This is a genomic window from Pseudomonas khavaziana (assembly GCF_036704165.1).
Classification (GTDB): Bacteria; Pseudomonadota; Gammaproteobacteria; order Pseudomonadales; family Pseudomonadaceae; genus Aquipseudomonas; species Aquipseudomonas khavaziana.
The window spans coordinates 1,234,642-1,252,082 of the sequence record NZ_CP129946.1 but is presented as its reverse complement, the minus strand read 5'-3'; the positions used below and the strand labels follow the sequence as shown (position 1 = coordinate 1,252,082).

21 protein-coding genes and 1 riboswitch are annotated in these 17,441 nt (G+C 60.3%); of the genes, 9 read left to right on the top strand and 12 right to left on the bottom strand.

The genetic code is table 11. The features are described 5' to 3' along the window. Nucleotides 1-88 precede the first annotated feature (88 nt). The gene (locus QYQ93_RS05540) at nucleotides 89-721 is read right to left on the bottom strand and encodes a LysE family translocator (RefSeq protein ID WP_005784901.1); all 633 of its coding nucleotides are present in this window, start codon (nucleotides 719-721) and stop codon (nucleotides 89-91) included. An 84-nt stretch (nucleotides 722-805) separates the two neighbouring features. Between QYQ93_RS05540 and QYQ93_RS05535 the strand changes: the two genes are divergently transcribed. The 3 genes from QYQ93_RS05535 (at nucleotide 806) to QYQ93_RS05525 (ending at nucleotide 3,644) form a co-directional block, all read left to right on the top strand. Then, nucleotides 806-1,771: a 2-hydroxyacid dehydrogenase gene (locus QYQ93_RS05535; protein ID WP_043050785.1), complete on the top strand. Its 966-nt coding sequence runs from the start codon at nucleotides 806-808 to the stop codon at nucleotides 1,769-1,771. A gap of 30 nt (nucleotides 1,772-1,801) precedes the next feature. Then, nucleotides 1,802-2,800 carry a class I SAM-dependent methyltransferase gene (locus QYQ93_RS05530; protein ID WP_043050782.1) on the top strand — a complete coding sequence of 333 codons (999 nt, stop codon included), beginning with the start codon at nucleotides 1,802-1,804 and terminating at the stop codon, nucleotides 2,798-2,800. Between the two features lie 50 nt (nucleotides 2,801-2,850). Next, nucleotides 2,851-2,972, top strand: a riboswitch (yybP-ykoY riboswitch). 87 nt (nucleotides 2,973-3,059) lie between these two features. Then, on the top strand, nucleotides 3,060-3,644 hold the full coding sequence (locus tag QYQ93_RS05525; protein ID WP_005784895.1) for a TMEM165/GDT1 family protein: 585 nt from the start codon (nucleotides 3,060-3,062) through the stop codon (nucleotides 3,642-3,644). 141 nt (nucleotides 3,645-3,785) lie between these two features. On the opposite strand, the gene QYQ93_RS05520 is transcribed toward QYQ93_RS05525, so the two are convergent. The 4 genes from QYQ93_RS05520 to QYQ93_RS05505 all read right to left on the bottom strand — a co-directional run bounded on the left by QYQ93_RS05520 (nucleotide 3,786) and on the right by QYQ93_RS05505 (nucleotide 5,844). Next, on the bottom strand, nucleotides 3,786-4,604 hold the full coding sequence (locus tag QYQ93_RS05520; RefSeq protein WP_043050781.1) for a M48 family metallopeptidase: 819 nt from the start codon (nucleotides 4,602-4,604) through the stop codon (nucleotides 3,786-3,788). A 127-nt stretch (nucleotides 4,605-4,731) separates the two neighbouring features. Further along, nucleotides 4,732-5,352, bottom strand: a complete 621-nt coding sequence (locus QYQ93_RS05515; protein WP_338476484.1) for an SOS response-associated peptidase — start codon at nucleotides 5,350-5,352, stop codon at nucleotides 4,732-4,734. A 37-nt stretch (nucleotides 5,353-5,389) separates the two neighbouring features. Next, entirely contained in the window at nucleotides 5,390-5,650 is a 261-nt protein-coding gene (locus QYQ93_RS05510) for a putative signal transducing protein (RefSeq protein WP_043050779.1), read from the bottom strand. 11 nt (nucleotides 5,651-5,661) lie between these two features. Next, nucleotides 5,662-5,844, bottom strand: a complete 183-nt coding sequence (locus QYQ93_RS05505; protein WP_043050778.1) for a CPXCG motif-containing cysteine-rich protein — start codon at nucleotides 5,842-5,844, stop codon at nucleotides 5,662-5,664. A gap of 132 nt (nucleotides 5,845-5,976) precedes the next feature. Between QYQ93_RS05505 and QYQ93_RS05500 the strand changes: the two genes are divergently transcribed. Next, nucleotides 5,977-7,140: a 1-acyl-sn-glycerol-3-phosphate acyltransferase gene (locus tag QYQ93_RS05500; protein ID WP_200893591.1), complete on the top strand. Its 1,164-nt coding sequence runs from the start codon at nucleotides 5,977-5,979 to the stop codon at nucleotides 7,138-7,140. A 136-nt stretch (nucleotides 7,141-7,276) separates the two neighbouring features. Here the strand turns inward: QYQ93_RS05500 and QYQ93_RS05495 are convergent, their stop codons facing one another. Then, entirely contained in the window at nucleotides 7,277-7,534 is a 258-nt protein-coding gene (locus QYQ93_RS05495; protein ID WP_043050776.1) for a hypothetical protein, read from the bottom strand. 182 nt (nucleotides 7,535-7,716) lie between these two features. Here QYQ93_RS05495 and QYQ93_RS05490 point away from each other — a divergent pair, with 182 nt between their 5' ends. Then, nucleotides 7,717-7,926 carry a hypothetical protein gene (locus tag QYQ93_RS05490; RefSeq protein WP_043050775.1) on the top strand — a complete coding sequence of 70 codons (210 nt, stop codon included), beginning with the start codon at nucleotides 7,717-7,719 and terminating at the stop codon, nucleotides 7,924-7,926. Nucleotides 7,927-7,986: 60 nt separating this feature from the next. On the opposite strand, the gene QYQ93_RS05485 is transcribed toward QYQ93_RS05490, so the two are convergent. Further along, nucleotides 7,987-8,571, bottom strand: a complete 585-nt coding sequence (locus QYQ93_RS05485; RefSeq protein WP_043050774.1) for a YajG family lipoprotein — start codon at nucleotides 8,569-8,571, stop codon at nucleotides 7,987-7,989. 183 nt (nucleotides 8,572-8,754) lie between these two features. Here QYQ93_RS05485 and QYQ93_RS05480 point away from each other — a divergent pair, with 183 nt between their 5' ends. Continuing rightward, nucleotides 8,755-8,988, top strand: a complete 234-nt coding sequence (locus QYQ93_RS05480) for a hypothetical protein (RefSeq protein WP_043050773.1) — start codon at nucleotides 8,755-8,757, stop codon at nucleotides 8,986-8,988. 725 nt (nucleotides 8,989-9,713) lie between these two features. Further along, on the top strand, nucleotides 9,714-11,252 hold the full coding sequence (mqo, locus tag QYQ93_RS05475) for a malate dehydrogenase (quinone) (protein WP_043050772.1): 1,539 nt from the start codon (nucleotides 9,714-9,716) through the stop codon (nucleotides 11,250-11,252). A 103-nt stretch (nucleotides 11,253-11,355) separates the two neighbouring features. Here mqo and QYQ93_RS05470 read toward each other — a convergent pair whose 3' ends face one another. The 3 genes from QYQ93_RS05470 to QYQ93_RS05460 all read right to left on the bottom strand — a co-directional run bounded on the left by QYQ93_RS05470 (nucleotide 11,356) and on the right by QYQ93_RS05460 (nucleotide 12,744). Beyond that, complete coding sequence (locus QYQ93_RS05470; RefSeq protein WP_043050771.1) at nucleotides 11,356-11,643, bottom strand: PA4642 family protein; 288 nt, start codon at nucleotides 11,641-11,643, stop codon at nucleotides 11,356-11,358. 72 nt (nucleotides 11,644-11,715) lie between these two features. Then, complete coding sequence (locus tag QYQ93_RS05465; RefSeq protein ID WP_043050784.1) at nucleotides 11,716-12,183, bottom strand: WbuC family cupin fold metalloprotein; 468 nt, start codon at nucleotides 12,181-12,183, stop codon at nucleotides 11,716-11,718. 3 nt (nucleotides 12,184-12,186) lie between these two features. After that, the gene (locus tag QYQ93_RS05460; RefSeq protein ID WP_043050770.1) at nucleotides 12,187-12,744 is read right to left on the bottom strand and encodes a hypoxanthine-guanine phosphoribosyltransferase; all 558 of its coding nucleotides are present in this window, start codon (nucleotides 12,742-12,744) and stop codon (nucleotides 12,187-12,189) included. A gap of 163 nt (nucleotides 12,745-12,907) precedes the next feature. Between QYQ93_RS05460 and upp the strand changes: the two genes are divergently transcribed. Both upp and QYQ93_RS05450 read left to right on the top strand, forming a co-directional pair. Beyond that, nucleotides 12,908-13,546: a uracil phosphoribosyltransferase gene (gene upp, locus QYQ93_RS05455; protein WP_003188608.1), complete on the top strand. Its 639-nt coding sequence runs from the start codon at nucleotides 12,908-12,910 to the stop codon at nucleotides 13,544-13,546. 2 nt (nucleotides 13,547-13,548) lie between these two features. Further along, on the top strand, nucleotides 13,549-14,823 hold the full coding sequence (locus QYQ93_RS05450; protein WP_005784866.1) for a uracil-xanthine permease family protein: 1,275 nt from the start codon (nucleotides 13,549-13,551) through the stop codon (nucleotides 14,821-14,823). A gap of 127 nt (nucleotides 14,824-14,950) precedes the next feature. On the opposite strand, the gene hisC is transcribed toward QYQ93_RS05450, so the two are convergent. Continuing rightward, nucleotides 14,951-16,003, bottom strand: coding sequence for a histidinol-phosphate transaminase (hisC, locus tag QYQ93_RS05445; RefSeq protein WP_043050769.1), 1,053 nt, complete (start codon nucleotides 16,001-16,003; stop codon nucleotides 14,951-14,953). A gap of 3 nt (nucleotides 16,004-16,006) precedes the next feature. Beyond that, nucleotides 16,007-17,329 (bottom strand): histidinol dehydrogenase, encoded by a 1,323-nt coding sequence (hisD, locus tag QYQ93_RS05440; protein WP_043050768.1) that lies wholly within the window; start codon nucleotides 17,327-17,329, stop codon nucleotides 16,007-16,009. Between the last annotated feature and the right edge of the window lie 112 nt (nucleotides 17,330-17,441).

Genomic DNA, 17,441 nt, shown 5'->3' with positions numbered 1-17,441 from the left:
GTGTCAGCCATACATAGACTGACTGACACTCTGCTATCGGGAGCAAGCCCCCTCCCACATTTGACCGTGCCCGCTTAAGTTGGAAGCGTTACTTCATGCTGGTAAACGCCAACTTCACCCCAATCGCAATCAGCACCGCGCCCATGGTCCGATCAAACCAATGCCCCATGCGCGCAAACCCGGCGCGTACGCGCTGCTGGCTGAACAGCATGGCCACCAGGCAAAACCACAACGCCGTCGCCACCGCCAGGTACACGCCATAACCAGCCTGTACCGCCAGGGGCGTATGGGGGTTGATCACCACGGTGAACAGCGAGAGGAAGAACAATGTAGCCTTGGGGTTCAGGCCGTTGGTCACAAAGCCTGCGGTAAACGCACCCCGCGGGGTGCGCTCGCCCGCTTCTCGGTGCAACTCACCCTCGGCGGCAGGCTTGGCCGGCTGGGCGCGCAAAGCCTTGAAGCCGATATACAGCAGGTACGCCGCCGCCGCCCATTTCAATGCGTTGAACAACACGATGGACTGGGACACGATCAAGCCAATGCCCAGCAACGAATAACCTACATGCACGAAAATCGCTGTGCCGACGCCTAGGGCCGTCCAGGTTCCGGCGCGGCGCCCGTGGGTCACGCTTTCACGGACCACCACGGCGAAATCCGGGCCGGGGCTGGCCACCGCCAGCAAGTGAATCAAGGCTACGGTCAAAAACTCGGCGACGTACATGCTCACTCCATTAAGTAACTGATTATTTCATCTGATAGGCTCGGCAGATTACGCCTTCGAACCTCGCCGCAAAAGGTACAGTTGATCATGAACAATCGCCGCGCCGTCTTCCTCGATCACCCCTCCCTGGACTTGGGCGACCTTGATCTGAGCGGTTTGCGTGACTGCTTCAGCGAGTTGCAGCTGTTTGAGCAGACCACGCCGCAGAACGTGGTGGAACGCCTGCAGGGCGCTCAAGTCGCGATCAGCAACAAAATTCCGCTCACAGCGCAAACCCTGGCGGCGTGCCCTGAGCTCAAACTGATCCTGGTATCGGCCACCGGCACTAACAACGTCGATCTCGAAGCCGCACGCGCCCACGGCATCAGCGTGAGCAACTGCCAGGGTTATGGCACGCCGTCGGTGGCGCAGCACACGATCATGCTGTTGCTCAACCTGGCGACGCGCTTGAAGGACTATCAACAGGATGTGGCCGCCGGCAAATGGCAGCAGGCCAAACAGTTCTGCCTACTGGACCATCCGATTGTCGAACTGGAAGGTAAAACCCTCGGCCTGCTCGGCCATGGCGAGTTAGGCGGCGCCGTGGCGCGCCTGGCCGAAGCCTTCGGTATGCGCGTGCTGCTCGGCGCAATACCCGGGCGCCCTGCCCGCGTCGACCGCGTGCCGCTGGATGAGCTGCTCGCCCAGGTCGATGCGCTGACCCTGCACTGCCCACTCAACGAACACACCCGCGACTTTATCGGCGCCCGTGAATTGGCCCTGCTCAAGCCCGGTGCGTTTGTCGTCAACACCGCACGCGGTGGCTTGATCAATGAACAGGCCCTGGCCGATGCACTGCGCAGCGGGCATCTGGGCGGCGCCGCAACCGACGTGCTGAGTGTCGAGCCGCCGGTCAATGGCAATCCGCTGCTGGCCGATGACATCCCACGCTTGATCGTCACGCCTCACAACGCCTGGGGCAGTCGTGAAGCGCGGCAACGTATCGTCGGGCAACTGACGGAAAACGCCCGGGGCTTTTTCAGCGGCACCCCGCTGCGCGTCGTCACTTGATAAACTGCGCCCCTTTTCAAGGAGCAGACCATGGATCCGCGCAGTGAAGTACTGCTTCGCCAGGCCGAACTTTTTCAAGGCAACCTGCTGCTGGTAGGTTTGCCCGCCGACGATTTGCTCGGGCGCCTGCCCAACGCCCACGGCTGGTGCTGGCATGCCGGCGACCAGGCGGCACTGGAGGCGCGCTTCCCCGAGCGCAGCCAGTTCGGCGTGAATGCGCCCGAGCGTACGTTTGATGCGGCGGTGATCTTCCTGCCCAAGTCCAAGGATCTCACCGACTACCTGCTCAACGCCGTGGCCGCGCGCCTGCCGGGTGCCGAGCTGTTTCTGGTGGGGGAGAAAAAAGGCGGTATCGAAAGTGCCGCCAAACAGATGCTGCCCTTCGGCAAGCCGCGCAAGCTGGATAACGCGCGGCATTGCCAGTTGTGGCAGGTCACCGTGGCCAATGCTCCGCAAGCCGTGGAGTTGGAGAGCCTGGCGCAGGTCTTCGATGTGCCGCTGGCCGAAGGTCCGTTAAAGGTGGTGAGCTTGCCGGGTGTGTTCAGCCACGGGCGCCTGGACCGCGGCACCCAGCTGTTGCTGGAGCATCTGGATAAACTGCCCAGCGGGCATTTGCTCGATTTCGGTTGCGGTGCCGGTGTACTCGGCGCGGCGGTCAAGCGTCGCTACCCGCATAACACGGTGACGATGCTGGATGTGGATGCCTTCGCCGCCGCCAGCAGCCGCCTGACCCTGGCCGCAAACGGGCTGGAAGCCGAGGTGTTGACCGGTGACGGCATCGACGCGGCGCCCATGGGTTTGAACGCAATCTTGAGCAACCCGCCGTTCCATGTCGGGGTGCACACGGATTACTTCGCCACGGAAAACCTGCTGCGAAAAGCGGCCAAACATCTGGCAAAAGGCGGCGAACTTCGATTGGTTGCCAACAGTTTTCTCAAGTATCAGCCGTTGATCGAAGAGCATCTGGGCATTTGCGCGATCAAGGCCGAGGGCAATGGTTTTCGCATCTACCGTGCCAAGCGTCCGTGACGGGGGTTTGAAAAAGAAGGCTTGCCGAATGGGTTTTGCCTAGGCAGAATCCGCAGCGTCCTAGGGGAGTAGTCTCCCACGAGCACCATGCTCGTCCGGCATACGTCAACATACTTGGTCAGCAGACCATGGCGTATGCGACCCAGGAGTCCGCACAGACGGACCGGGGTTTGACAAGACCTATGACACGCACACCTTACCCGGGGCGGGAAGGCTGTACGTGTCATAGCCGTGTCGACCCGCCCCTGGAAGCTACCTGATGCTGGATTCACTGCTCGTTCCTACCGCAATCGTTGCCTTGGCCGAAATCGGCGACAAGACGCAACTGCTCGCGCTTATCCTTGCCGCACGCTTTCGCAAACCCTGGCCGATCATCGCCGGTATTGTCGCCGCGACCCTGGCCAACCATGCGGCGGCCGGTGCCGTGGGGGCCTGGTTCGGGAGTTTCTTCTCGGACGCAGTGCTGCACTGGATCCTCGCCGCGAGCTTCTGCGCCACGGCGCTGTGGACCCTGGTGCCAGACAAACTCGATGATGACGAAGCCAGTACCACCCGCAAGTTCGGGCCGTTCCTGACCACATTGATTGCGTTCTTCCTCGCCGAAATCGGTGACAAGACCCAGATCGCCACGGTGATGCTGGCAGCGCAATACCCGGAGTTGTGGCTGGTGATTATCGGCACCACCCTGGGCATGCTGATTGCCAACGTACCGGTGGTTCTGGCGGGGAATTTTGCCGCGGAGAAACTGCCGTTGACCTTGATTCGCCGATTGGCGGCTACGGCGTTCTTTGTACTGGCGATTGTGGCGGTGTACAAGGCCATGCAAAGCAGTGGCTGGATCTAAACCGAACACGAGGGATGGTTGGCCCTGATGCCTGTAGGAGCGAGCTTGCTCGCGAAAAACGTCAACGATAACGCGTGCTGCCTGAATAAACGCGGTGCCGGTGAGTTTTTCGCGAGCAAGCTCGCTCCTACACGGCGTCCATCAGGATTTCTTGGCCTGTTGGTACAGCGGCATCACCTTCGGAATCGCCGCCTGCAACGAAGCGATGCGGCTGTCGGAAGCCGGGTGAGTGCTCATGAACTCCGGCGGGGCACCTTCGGAAGCCTTGGCCATCTTGTTCCACAAGGTGATCGCCGCATTCGGGTTGTAGCCGGCGCGGGCCGAGAGTTCCAGGCCAATCAGGTCCGCTTCGTTCTCATTACTGCGGCTGTTGGGCAAGGTCATGCCATAGTTGGCCACGGTATCTGCCAATGCCAGGCTGTCCTGGCCAAGACCGAATATCGCCCCGGCGCCCTGCTTGGCCATCTCGATGCCGTACGCCTTGGACATGGCTTCACGCCCGTGTTCGCGCAAGGCGTGGGCGATTTCATGGCCCATCACCGCCGCCAACTCGTCATCGGTGAGCTTGAGGTTGTCGATCAACGCGCTGTACACCAGGATCTTGCCGCCCGGCCCGCAGTTGGCGTTCATCTCGTCGCTCTTGATCAGGTTCACTTCCCAGTTCCATTGCGCCGCATCCGGGCGGAAGGTGGGTGCCTGGGCAATCAGACGCTTGGCAATGGCCTGCACGCGCTTGGCGTTGGCGCTGGTCTTGTCCAAAACCCCTTTGCCGCTGGCTTCACCCAGGGTCTGCTGGTAGGACTGGGCATACATCTGGTCGACTTCCTGGCTCGACAGCATGCTGAACATGTACTGCTTGCGCTCTACCCCAACGGCGCCGCCGCTGGTGGTATTAACCGACTGACAACCCGCCAGCAGCATCGCTGCAACCAAACCACTTACCACCAATGACTTCTTCATGAACACGCTCCCTGAACACATGGCGCGTATCGTAGGCGGTCGTTTGTATCCGCGCCAGATACATCAGACATTTAACTGCTGAATTTCGGACACATCCCACAGTGCAGATGACCTGGCAGGCATCGGCTCAAGCCGGGGTCAGGCACTCCGGCCCGTTGAGCTTCGGATCATTGACCATATTGGCCAGCACGCGCTCGCGTAATGCGGCGGGCTCACCGACCAGCAAGCCCTGCAACACATGCAGCGGCGTCTCGGGATCGAGCCACGCCGCCTGCCCTGCCGCATCCAGGATCAATGGGCGTCGCTGGCTCTGCGCCGCCTGGGTGATCACCGCCGTACTCAGCCACACCTGTTCCTGCACCGGATATGCTTCCCAGATCGCGGCAAAAAACAGTGTGGAACCCTCCCCCGGTGTCAGCCAATACGGGCGCTTGCGCTGGGTGCCGCGCCACTCGTAGAAACCGTTGGCCGGCAGCAGGCAGCGACGCTGGCGAAAGGCTTCGCGGAACATCGGTTGCTCGGCCAGGGTTTCGGCGCGGGCATGGGCCGGGGTGCGGGAAAGGTCGGTGAGCCAGGGCGGCGTAAGGCCCCAACGGGCACGGGCCAGGGTGAGCTGCCCCTCGTTCAGGCGCTGGATCAGCACCGAATCATTGGGAGAGATATTCCACTGGGCCTGCTGGTCGGCAGGGAAGCCGGGCAAGGCAGCAAAGGCGGGGTTCCAGCGAAACAGGGCATAACGTCCACACATGGGGCAACACGACTCTTGGGGTAAACCGACCGACAGCCTAACAGACCAATACGTCGGGGAAGCTGTCGGGTTCATCACCGGGCAGCGGTTGCGCACCGATATAGGCAGTGATCAGCTCGCGGGCACAGGCGGCCTGGTCATTGTCGACTTCAAGCCCAAGCAAGCCAAAGATCGGCAGTTCGCCGGTGCCACCGAGCAAATGGCGGCCCACCAAGTGCGCCTCGATTCCTTCGCTGGCAAGCATCTGTTGCAGCAGCTCGGCTTCCATCAGGTTTTCCGGTTCATAGATTCGCTGCATGGGCGTACCTGTCATTCATTTTCACTGCGGGTTTCAAGCATCCACTCGTCACCATGGACTTGCAGGTCGAACGTGATCGGCCGGCAACACACTTGGCAGTCTTCTATATAGGACTGGTCACCACCAGACAAATCCACCGTTGTCTCGACCGTTTCGCCACAATAAGGACAATCGTACAGCGCAGTTTCCAGCATCGCAGTCTCCAAGGTGACTTGTGCGTATAATCGCCGGTCTATTTACAGGGCTATTTCCGGCTGAGCCAGTTTACTCACGCCGCTCCTGCTATTTCCTTTACTTACCCTAGCCGTTTCTAACAAGAGAGCATGATGGGCGAATTCGATACCATCCGACCTTACAACGACAGCGAAGTCCCGGCAGTGCTGGCGCGCCTGTTCAGTGACAAGGCCTTTCTGGACATCCTGACTCATTTCCGCTTCCCGCGATTTGCCGGCGCCCTGGGCTGGTTGCTCAAGCCGATGATCGCACGCAAATTGCGCCGCGAGTTTGCCGGCGTCACCACCGTGGCCACGCTGCAGGACAAAGTCGAGTATTACGTCGACCACACCATTGACCGGGCGACCGACGGCGTGACCTACACCGGCGTCGAACAGCTCAAATCCGGCACCGCCTATCTGTTTTTGGCCAACCACCGCGACATCGTGATGGACCCGGCCTTCGTCAACTATGCCGTGTACCACGCCGGCCTGCCGACGCCACGCATCGCCATCGGCGACAACCTGCTGCAAAAGCCGTTTGTCAGCGACCTTATGCGCTTGAACAAGAGCTTTATCGTGCACCGTTCGATTACCGGGCGAAAGGAGAAGATGGCGGCCTATAACCTGCTGTCGGCCTATATCAACCATTCGATCCGCAACGACTGCCAGTCGATCTGGATTGCCCAGGCCGAAGGCCGGGCCAAGGATGGCGATGACCGCACTGAATCGGCAATCCTCAAAATGTTCCATGTCAGCCGCAAGGACGAGCCGTTTGCCGAGGTCATCCAGTCGTTGAACCTGACGCCGGTGTCCATCAGCTACGAGTACGACCCTTGCGACGCCGCCAAGGCCCGCGAGCTGTATATCCGCGCCACCACCGGCACCTACGCCAAGGCACCGGGTGAGGACGATGTGAGCATTGCATTGGGCATCACCGGCTACAAGGGCCGGGTGCATGTGAATTTTGCGCCGCCGATCACCGAGCGCTTCGAAGATACCAAGCTGCTGGCAGTGGAAATGGATCGGCAGATCCTCGGCGGTTACCGGCTGTTCCCGGTGCATTACCTGGCGTACGCGCAATGGAGTGAAGCCGACCCGCAGTTGCAGGTGCCCAAGGCCGCCGATGTATTCCCGGCCGATGAGCTGGCCAAGGCCAAGGCGGAATGGGAACGACGCCTGAACGAATGCCCGGCGGAGCACCGGCCTTATCTGGTGGTGCAGTATGCGACGCCGGTGCGTAATCAGTATCGGGTCAAGGCCGGAATTCCCCTGTAAACACTCATCCAAATGTGGGAGAGGGGGGCAGCCCTAATACCTGTAGGAGCGAGCTCGCTCGCGAAAAACGTCAACGATAACGCGTGCTTTCTGAATAAACGCGGCGCCTTTGAGTTTTTCACGAGCAAGCTCGCTCCTACAAGTGGGTGCTGAGCCAGGAGGCGGCCAGGGCCAGGCCAAGGCAGGCGAACCCAACCCGGTAAGACTGGCGATGCGCCCGTTCGGTGCGGGTGTCCAAAAAGAGCATCGGCTGGTCAATCGCACGCTCTTCGCTGCGCATGGCCAGGTCGGCCATTGCGCGTTGCGCGTGCAGGCGGGTGATGAACAGCACCAGGGCGCCCGAGCAGGCAACCAGCAGGGCAACAGCATTGATGAACAGTGCAGGCAGCGCCATCGCAAACCTCAGCGGATCAGTGTTCGGGTATCAGTCCAGATACAAAGCTGAACGATAGTCGCCTCCTGCGTCTTTGATACTCCCTTCCCGTGGACGACTAATGTATCCAGTAATTTACAGCGTCACCTGAACGTCACCTTAACAAGCCACCCTGTTGCCCTTCGACGCTTGAGGAGCTTGTCATGTTGCATGCGCAAAACCAGGATCGACTGTATCTGATCGCCCAAAGCGATGAGCAAGAGGCGCTGATCGGCAGCCTCGCGTTCAACGTCCAGGACCGCCACTGGCTGGTGTATTGCGCCCTCGGCGGGCACCAGCATGCCGACCTGCCGGAGCTGGATTTGCTTACCGGCGTGAGTGTGCTGGACTTTTATGTCGATACGGCGGCCTGACCAAACCGCAGGCATAAAAAAACCGGGCTCATCGCTGAGCCCGGTTTTTTTGCGGACAGCTTATTGCGCGCTGAGCAATTGGCCGATGCTTGGGTCCTTGAACAGGCGGGTCAAGGCATCACTGAGCACGTCGCTGACCAACTTGGTGTTGGTTTCCTGGTTGGGCGACATCCCGAAGCGCTGGTTGAGCGAGGCGGCGTAGCGGCCGCTGTAGCGGCGGGTACCGGCGCTGACGTCGGACTTGAAGGTCGCACCGATGGACGCTTCGGTCACATACAGGCCTTCCTTGGGCGACTGATATTTCAGCTCGGCCAGGGTCACAGTCAGTTGCGGCACGCCTGGGGAGTTGGTCGGGGTAAAGCCCAGCAAGCGCACGGCGGCTTCAGCCTGGGCCTGCAACTTGGGCAGCACGTCCTGGCCGGTCACCGAAATCAGCGCCGTCTCAGGGTACAGGCCGCCACGCGAACCCAGGGTCGGCGACGGGCGACCGTCTACCACCCGCACCGACACCGGCTGGCCATGGCCTACCGCGGCCAATGGCGCAGTGACTTTAGGCTGCGGGCTGAGTTGTTGCGGGCTGTTGGCGCAGCCAACCAGGGTCAAACTGGTCACAGTGATCAAACCGAACAACAGGCGTTGCAACATACTCATTTCTCCAGGACTGGGTGCAGACAGGCCGCCAGTATAACGGTGCACGCGCGCCACTCACCAGCGATCCTGAACGGCGGCTGAAGGCAGGGGGCAAATTACAAATTCGCATAAATTCGTCACCCCAGTGTCATGCCACACTGGCAACCTTCAAGCATGTAACGCAATAGGTACACAGCCATGCGCCTTCTCAAGACCCTGTTTATGACACACACCCGTCACCGCCACTTCGCCCTGCTCGATGCCCAAGGCCATTGCCAGGCATTCAAGCAGTGCAGCCTGCCGCCGGTCGGTGAAGGCTGGGTCGAAGTGACAGAGACTCACCTGGGCTGGATGCACCGCCCACTGCCGGCCAGCGCCCGGGTCAGCCCACAGGTTTTTCGCCCACGGCACCGGCAAGTGTTGGCCTCCTGACCGAGGCGCTAATAAAAGTCATAAAACACGCCCATTTCCTTGGCGTTCTTCGCTACAATCTCCCCCCGATTATAAGGACGTCTCCTGATCGGGCCTCGCAGCATCGTTAATGCCCAGGCATTAGCCCCCAAAATCGCCCACAGAGAGCCGCCCACACAGATCGAGTGAAGCTGGCGTGCTTGCTGTTTCCTTTGCAAACCACCCGTCTTTGTCGAATCTGCCAGAGCTGCCATTGCGCTCGGCCACTTGAGTTGTTTGCCCGTTTTGCCGCATGTCGGCAGAGGTTTGCGGGCCAGGTGCCAGGCTGGGCAGCCCTTTTTTGAGGTTCACGTCTTCAAAAGAGCGTGAAAAAACGGGTTTTCACAACTTCACAAGAGTGTGGCGAGCAAATGAATAGTTTGGCGTTTGTACAAGCACCATCAGCGTCTGGGGCAGCCCAATTACACAGGATCGAGCCTTCTTCAAAAACCGGAGCTTGAGCCTGTCCGCTACGGATTGGTTGCACGAATCGCACGCTTTGACCATAAGTCGAATTGCCACAGGCGCCCATGAATGCGTTCATAGGCAGATTAGCCCGGCAGGAAGCGTGTGCTGAAGTTGCAAAGAATTGCGAAACGGACATGGCGATCCTGGCCATGGGTAACCTGGGGCAACACGTGAACCGCCCCGTCACTCCTGGCAGCCATGCCGTCAATTTGGTGCTGCAGATTTTGGAGACGCGTTAAATGGCGCATAACGAAGCAGTCGACGTAGTACTGGTAGGGGCCGGCATCATGAGTGCCACCCTGGCCGTACTGCTCAAGGAGCTCGACCCTGGCCTCAAGCTGGAAGTCGTTGAGCTGATGGATTCGGGTGCCGCGGAGAGTTCCAACCCGTGGAACAACGCAGGCACCGGCCACGCCGGGCTGTGTGAGCTGAACTACACGCCGCAGGCCGCCGATGGCTCCATCGATATCAAGAAAGCCGTACACATCAACACCCAGTTCGAGGTGTCGAAGCAATTCTGGGCGTACCTGACCAAGAAGGGCACTTTTGGCTCTTCCAAGTCGTTCATCAGCCCGGTTCCGCACCTGAGTTTCGTGCAGGGCGACAAAGGCGTGTCCTTCCTCAAGAAGCGCTTTGAGACCCTCAGCCAGCACCACGCGTTTTCGGATATGCACTACACCGAAGACCGCAGCGAAATGGCCGAGTGGATGCCGCTGATGATGCCGGGCCGCCCGCTCGACGAAAAAATCGCCGCCACTCGCGTGATGAACGGCACTGATGTCAACTTTGGCGCACTGACCAATCAGCTGCTTGGCCACCTGACCAGTTCACCGGACGCCCAGGTCAAATACTGCAAGCGCGTCACCGGCCTCAAGCGCAACGGTGCCGGCTGGACCGTGAGCATCAAGGACGTCAACAGCGGCAACAGCCGTGATGTCGACGCCAAATTTGTATTCCTCGGCGCCGGCGGTGCGGCGCTGCCGCTGCTGCAAGCCTCGGGCATCGAGGAAAGCAAGGGCTTCGGCGGCTTCCCGGTCAGCGGCCAGTGGCTGCGTTGTGATAACCCGGAAGTGGTCAAGCAACATCAGGCCAAGGTGTATAGCCAGGCAGCCGTGGGCTCGCCGCCCATGTCGGTGCCACACCTGGACACCCGCGTGGTGGATGGCAAGAAATCCCTGCTGTTCGGGCCTTATGCCGGCTTCACCACCAAGTTCCTCAAGCACGGCTCGTTCCTTGACCTGCCGATGTCGATTCGCGCCGGCAACATCGGCCCGATGCTGGCCGTGGCCCGCGACAACATGGACCTGACCAAGTACCTGGTCAGCGAAGTACGCCAGTCCATGGAACAGCGCCTGGAATCCCTGCGCCGCTTCTACCCCGAGGCGAAAGCCGAGGACTGGCGCCTGGAAGTGGCCGGCCAGCGGGTGCAGATCATCAAGAAAGACCCGAAGAAAGGCGGCGTGCTGCAATTCGGCACCGAGCTGGTGGCAGCCAAGGATGGTTCACTGGCGGCGCTGTTGGGCGCGTCCCCGGGTGCCTCCGTTACCGTGTCGATCATGCTCGAACTGATTGAGCGCTGCTTCCCGCAGAAAGCGGCCGGTGAATGGGCGACCAAGCTGCACGAGATCTTCCCGGCACGGGAAAAGGTCCTGGAGACCGATGCAGAGCTGTATCGCAAGATCAACACGCAGAACAACATCAGCCTGGAACTGGTGGAACCTGTAGCAGCGAGCTCGCTCGCGAAAAACGATAACGATAGCGCAGCTCATCTGGTTTGACGCGGCGCTCTCAGGTTCTTCGCGAGCAAGCTCGCTCCTACAGTTGAAAGCGAAACGCCCCGGACTCTTATGAGGCCGGGGCGTTTTTTTGTGGCTCGGATAATCAGCCGCGGGCTTTGTCGATCAACTCGATGTATTCAGCGGCGTTGCGCTGGTCCTTGATCAGGTCGACGAAGGTCTGGCCATGCTCATCCTGGCCATCCAGGTCCAGGCCTGCTTCTTTGAAAAAGCCCAGGAAACGCTCGAAATCGTCGATACGCAGGCCGCGATAGGCCTTGATCAGTTTGTGCAGGGACGGCGAAGTCGCATCAACCGGCTCGAAGTCCAGGAACAACTTGATTTGGTCGTCACCGATCTCGTCGCCAATCACCTGTTTCTTATCTTTACGCATTACCGACTCCAGCCTGCAGACATTTACACGGGATTTGAAGTCTACCTGCGCGATGCAGTATGTGGGAGGGGCTTAATCGAACTGGGCAAGCATCCAGCGGTGATACTCAGCCATACCCGCCTCGCCTTCACGGGGTGCCCAACTGGCCAGCTCGCCTTCGCCAACCGGACGGTAAGGGCCCGCCTTGCATTCAAACATCACGCTGTCCGGCTCCAGCACCACCAGGCCGTGAAACACTCCTGGCGACAGGTCGACGCCCTGGCACTCGCCTCCAGCCTGAAGCACACGCTTGCTCAACACCTCGCCCGTTTCGCTGAAAATCAGGATGCCCAAGCGGCCTTTGAGCACCAGCAGGGTTTCAGCTTTATCAGCGGTCAGGTGGCGATGAGGCTGCACATAAGTGTTGGGCTGCAAGCCAACTGCCATGCGATGACAAGGCTCTTGCATCTGATGAAAGTTGACGTTCTGACGGCCACGGGGATTAGCGGCCGCTTTCTCGGCCAACTCAGCAAACAGGGTCTGATCAAGAAAGCGGGCCATCATTTACATTCCTTTAACGGCAAAAATGCCATTGGCGTTACGCCAGTAACCCTTGTAGTCCATGCCATAACCGAAGATATAGCGGTCGATGCACGGCAACCCGACGAAGTCGGCTTTCAGCTCAGGACGGGCCTTGCGGTCGTGGTCTTTGTCGATCAGTACGGCGGTATGCACTTTACGCGCGCCGGCGTGTTTGCAAAAGTCGATGATCGCACCCAGGGTGTGGCCTTCATCGAGAATGTCATCGATGATCAGCACATCGCGATCGATAAACGAGACTTCCGGCTTGGCCTTCCAGAACAGATCGCCGCCGCTGGTTTCATTGCGATAGCGGGTAGCGTGCAGGTAGGAAGCTTCCAACGGGAATTGCAGGTGTGTGAGCAATTTGCCGGCGAAGATCAGGCCACCGTTCATCACGCAGAAGACCACCGGGTTGGTGTCGGCCATTTCGCGGGTGATGTGCGCGCCAACCTTGGCGATCGCTGCTTCGACTTGCGCTTCGGTGTACAGGCAGTCAGCCTCGTGCATGATTTGACGGATATGCTCGAGATCAGCAGACATGGCGCTCTCCAAGGGGTGCTGTGGCAAGAAAAGCGGGCGAAGGTACGCTTCTCGTGCGCTCCAATCAAGCCTTTATGGACTAACGTACTTGATGTCTATAGGACAACACCCTCGGATAGATTAATCTAGGCCGGTTTTTTTGCCCGCCGCCGGAGCCTTTCCCATGCCCACTCGCGAGATCCGCCACCCGCTGATCCGACACAAACTCGGCCTTATGCGCCGTGCCGACATTAGCACGAAGAATTTCCGTGAGCTTGCTCAGGAAGTCGGAGCGCTGCTCACTTACGAAGCCACCAAGGATTTACCCCTGGAGACCTACGAGATCCCCGGTTGGGCCGGTCCCGTACAAGTGGAGAAAATCGCCGGTAAGAAAATTACCGTCGTGCCGATCCTGCGCGCCGGTATCGGCATGCTCGAAGGCGTCCTCAGCCTGATCCCGGGCGCCAAGGTCAGCGCCGTGGGCGTAGCCCGCAATGAAGAAACCCTGCAGGCCCACACCTACCTGGAAAAACTCGTCCCGGAAATCAACGAACGCCTGGCCATGATCATCGACCCGATGCTCGCCACCGGCAGTTCCATGGTCGCAACCATCGACCTGCTGAAAAAAGCCGGCTGCCGAGACATTCGCGCCATGGTGCTGGTGGCCGCGCCCGAAGGTATCGCCGCCGTCGAGAAGGCTCACCCTGATGTGCAGATCTACACTGCGTCCATCGATGAGCGCCTGAACGAGCACGGCTACATTATCCCAGGCCTGGGCGATGCCGGTGACAAGATCTTCGGCACCAAGCAGAAGGACGCGTGAGCATGCAGGATGAATTCAACGACCCGCTTTGGCGCCAGATCCTGTCTGGCGCACAGATGCTCTTCGTAGCATTTGGCGCGCTGGTGTTGATGCCGCTGATCACAGGTCTTGATCCAAACGTCGCACTGTTCACCGCAGGCCTGGGCACGTTGCTGTTCCAGGTGGTGACAGGGCGGCAGGTGCCGGTCTTCCTGGCATCGAGCTTCGCCTTTATCACCCCGATCATTCTCGCCAAGGGCCAGTTCGGCCTGGCGGCGACCATGGGTGGGGTGATGGCGGCAGGTTTTGTCTACACGTTCCTGGGCTTGGCCGTGAAGGTCAAGGGCACCGGGTTTATCGACCGGCTGTTGCCACCCGTGGTGATCGGCCCGGTGATTATTTCCATCGGCCTGGCCATGGCACCGATTGCCGCCAATATGGCCATGGGCAAGTCCGGCGACGGTGCCGAGTTGATCCATTACCAGACGGCGATGCTGATTTCGATGCCAGCGCTGCTCACCACCTTGATCGTCGCGGTGTTCGGCAAAGGCATTTTCCGCCTGGTGCCGATCATTTCCGGGGTGCTGGTAGGGTTTGCCATGTCGTTCTACTTTGGCGTGGTCGACACCGCAAAGATCGCCGCTGCGCCCTGGTTCGCCCTGCCCCACTTCACCGCGCCGGAGTTCAACTGGCAGGCGATCCTGTTCATCGTCCCAGTGGCCCTGGCCCCGGCGATCGAGCATATCGGCGGTGTGATTGCAGTAGGCAGCGTGACCGGCCGTGATTACCTGAAAAAGCCTGGCCTGCACCGCACGTTGCTGGGTGACGGCATTGCCACCACGGCAGCGGGAATGTTTGGCGGCCCGCCGAATACCACCTACGCCGAAGTGACCGGCGCAGTGATGCTGACCAAGAACTACAACCCGAAGATCATGACCTGGGCGGCGGTGTTTGCCATCAGCCTGGCGTTTATCGGCAAGTTCGGCGCACTGCTGCAGAGCATCCCTGTACCGGTGATGGGCGGGATTCTATGCCTGCTGTTCGGTTCGATTGCCGCAGTGGGGATGAACACGCTGATTCGCCACAGAATCGACCTGGGTGAAGCACGCAATCTGGTGATTGTGTCGGTGACCCTGGTGTTCGGGATTGGCGGTGTGTTGGTCGGCACCGGCACCGGCCCGGATGATTTCGGCCTCAAGGGCATTGCCCTGTGTGCGGTGGTAGCGATTGGTCTGAACCTGCTGCTGCCGGGCAATGATGGCTGGAAGAACAAGAAGCCGGATGAGCCGCTGATCTAACCGACACTGTAGAACCCAATGTGGGAGGGGGCTTGCTCCCGATAGCGGAGTGTCAGTCAACAGAGATAGTGACTGATACACCGCAATCGGGAGCAAGCCCCCTCCCACATTTGATTTTCAGCGTCTGTCAGAGCTCGCCGAGCCCGTCGATCAGCGCCTGGTTCTGCTCCGGCGTACCGATGCTGATCCGCAGGAACTGGGCGATCCGCTCCTGCTTGAAGTGCCGCACAATCACCCCTTGCTCACGCAACCTGGCCGCCAGGCCGGCTGCGTCGTGTTGCGGGTGGCGAGCGAAGATGAAGTTGGCCGCTGATGGCAACACGTCAAAGCCTTTAGCCTGCAACTGCGCAACGAGCTTCTCGCGACTGTCGATCACCAACTGGCAGGTCTTCGCGAAATACTCACGGTCATCGAACGCCGCCGCCGCACCGACAACCGCCAGGCGATCCAGCGGGTAGGAGTTAAAGCTGTTCTTGACCCGCTCCAGCGCCTCGATCAGGTCTGGGTGGCCCACGGCCAGGCCCACACGCAAACCGGCCAGTGAGCGCGATTTGGACAGGGTCTGGGTCACCAGCAGGTTCGGGTAACGGTCTACCAGGCTGATGGCGGTCTCGCCGCCGAAGTCGATGTAGGCCTCATCGATCACGACGACCGAGTCCGGGCTGGCCTTGAGGAGCTGCTCCACCGCATCCAGCGCCAGTACGCAGCCGGTCGGCGCGTTCGGGTTGGGGATGATGATCCCGCCGTTGGGCTTGGCGTAGTCCGCCACGCGGATCTGGAACTGTTCATCCAACGGCACGGCGTCGAACTGGATGCCGTACAAGCCGCAGTACACCGGGTAAAAGCTGTAGCTGATATCCGGGAACAGCAGTGGCAGATCGTGCTGGAACAGACCATGAAAGATGTGCGCCAGGACTTCATCGGAACCGTTACCGAGGAACACCTTGTCGGCATCGATTGCGTAATACTTGGCCACGGCCTGCTTGAGCAGGTCGCTGTTGGGGTCCGGGTACAAGCGCAGGTTGTCGTTCAGCTCGGCCTGCATGGCCGCCAGCGCCTTGGGCGATGGGCCATAAGGGTTTTCATTGGTGTTGAGCTTGACCAGCTTGGTCAGCTTCGGTTGCTCACCGGGTACGTAAGGCACGAGGTCCTTGACGAAAGGGCTCCAGAATTTGCTCATGCCTCAGTTCCCCTTCTCGTCAAGAATGCGATATTCAGCGCTGCGTGCGTGGGCACTCAAGGATTCACCACGGGCCAGCACCGAAGCGGTCTTGCCCAGTTCGGAAGCGCCTTGGGGTGAACAGAAGATGATCGACGAGCGCTTCTGGAAGTCGTACACCCCCAGTGGCGATGAGAAGCGCGCGGTGCCCGAGGTCGGCAGCACGTGGTTAGGCCCGGCACAGTAGTCACCCAGGGCTTCGCTGGTGTGGCGCCCCATGAAGATCGCCCCAGCGTGACGAATCGACGGCAGCCAGGCCTGTGGGTCCGCTACGGACAGCTCAAGGTGCTCCGGCGCGATGCGGTTGGCCACCTCGATGGCCTGCTCCATGTCACGTACCAGGATCAGCGCACCGCGGCCATTGATCGACTTCTCGATGATTTCGGCACGCTCCATGGTCGGCAGCAGCTTATCAATGCTGGCGGCAACCTTGTCGAGGAACTCGGCGTCGGGGCTGACCAGGATCGCCTGGGCGTCTTCGTCGTGCTCGGCCTGGGAGAACAGGTCCATGGCGATCCAGTCCGGGTCGGTCTGGCCGTCACACACCACGAGGATTTCCGAGGGGCCGGCGATCATGTCGATGCCGACCTGGCCGAAAACATGGCGCTTGGCCGTGGCGACATAGATATTGCCGGGGCCGACCACCTTGTCGACCTTCGGCACGCTTTCGGTGCCATAGGCCAGCGCCGCGACGGCTTGGGCGCCACCGATGGTGAATACGCGGTCGACGCCGGCGATGCAGGCGGCGGCCAGCACCAGCTCGTTGATCTCGCCACGCGGGGTCGGTACCACCATGACCACTTCGGTTACGCCCGCGACCTTGGCCGGAATTGCATTCATCAGCACCGACGACGGATAAGAAGCCTTGCCGCCCGGTACATACAGGCCAGCCCGGTCCAGCGGCGTGACCTTCTGGCCCAGCACGGTGCCATCGGCCTCGGTGTAGCTCCAGGAGTCCTGCTTCTGTTTTTCGTGGTAGCTGCGTACCCGAGTCGCTGCCACTTCCAAGGCTTCGCGCTGGGCGATGGTGATGCGTGTCAGCGCCAGCTCCAGGCGTTCGCGAGGCAGGATCAGGTCAGCCATGGACTTGACGTCCAGGCCGTCGAACTGACGGGTGAAGTCCACCAGCGCAGCGTCACCGCGCTCGCGCACGGCCTTGATAATATCGAGCACGCGCTGGTTGACCGAATCGTCGGACACGCTTTCCCAGCTCAGCAGATGATCCAGATGATGGGCGAAATCCGGGTCGGCAGCGTTGAGTCGGGCAATTGCAGTGGACGTGGTCATAGCGAGGGCCTCATAGGATTGGCAAAAACTCAGGCGCCCTAAACTACCGTTCGCTCCGCTTGGGCACCTGAGAATTCTGGCTATGAGGCGGATAGACGGGCGCAGCCTTTAG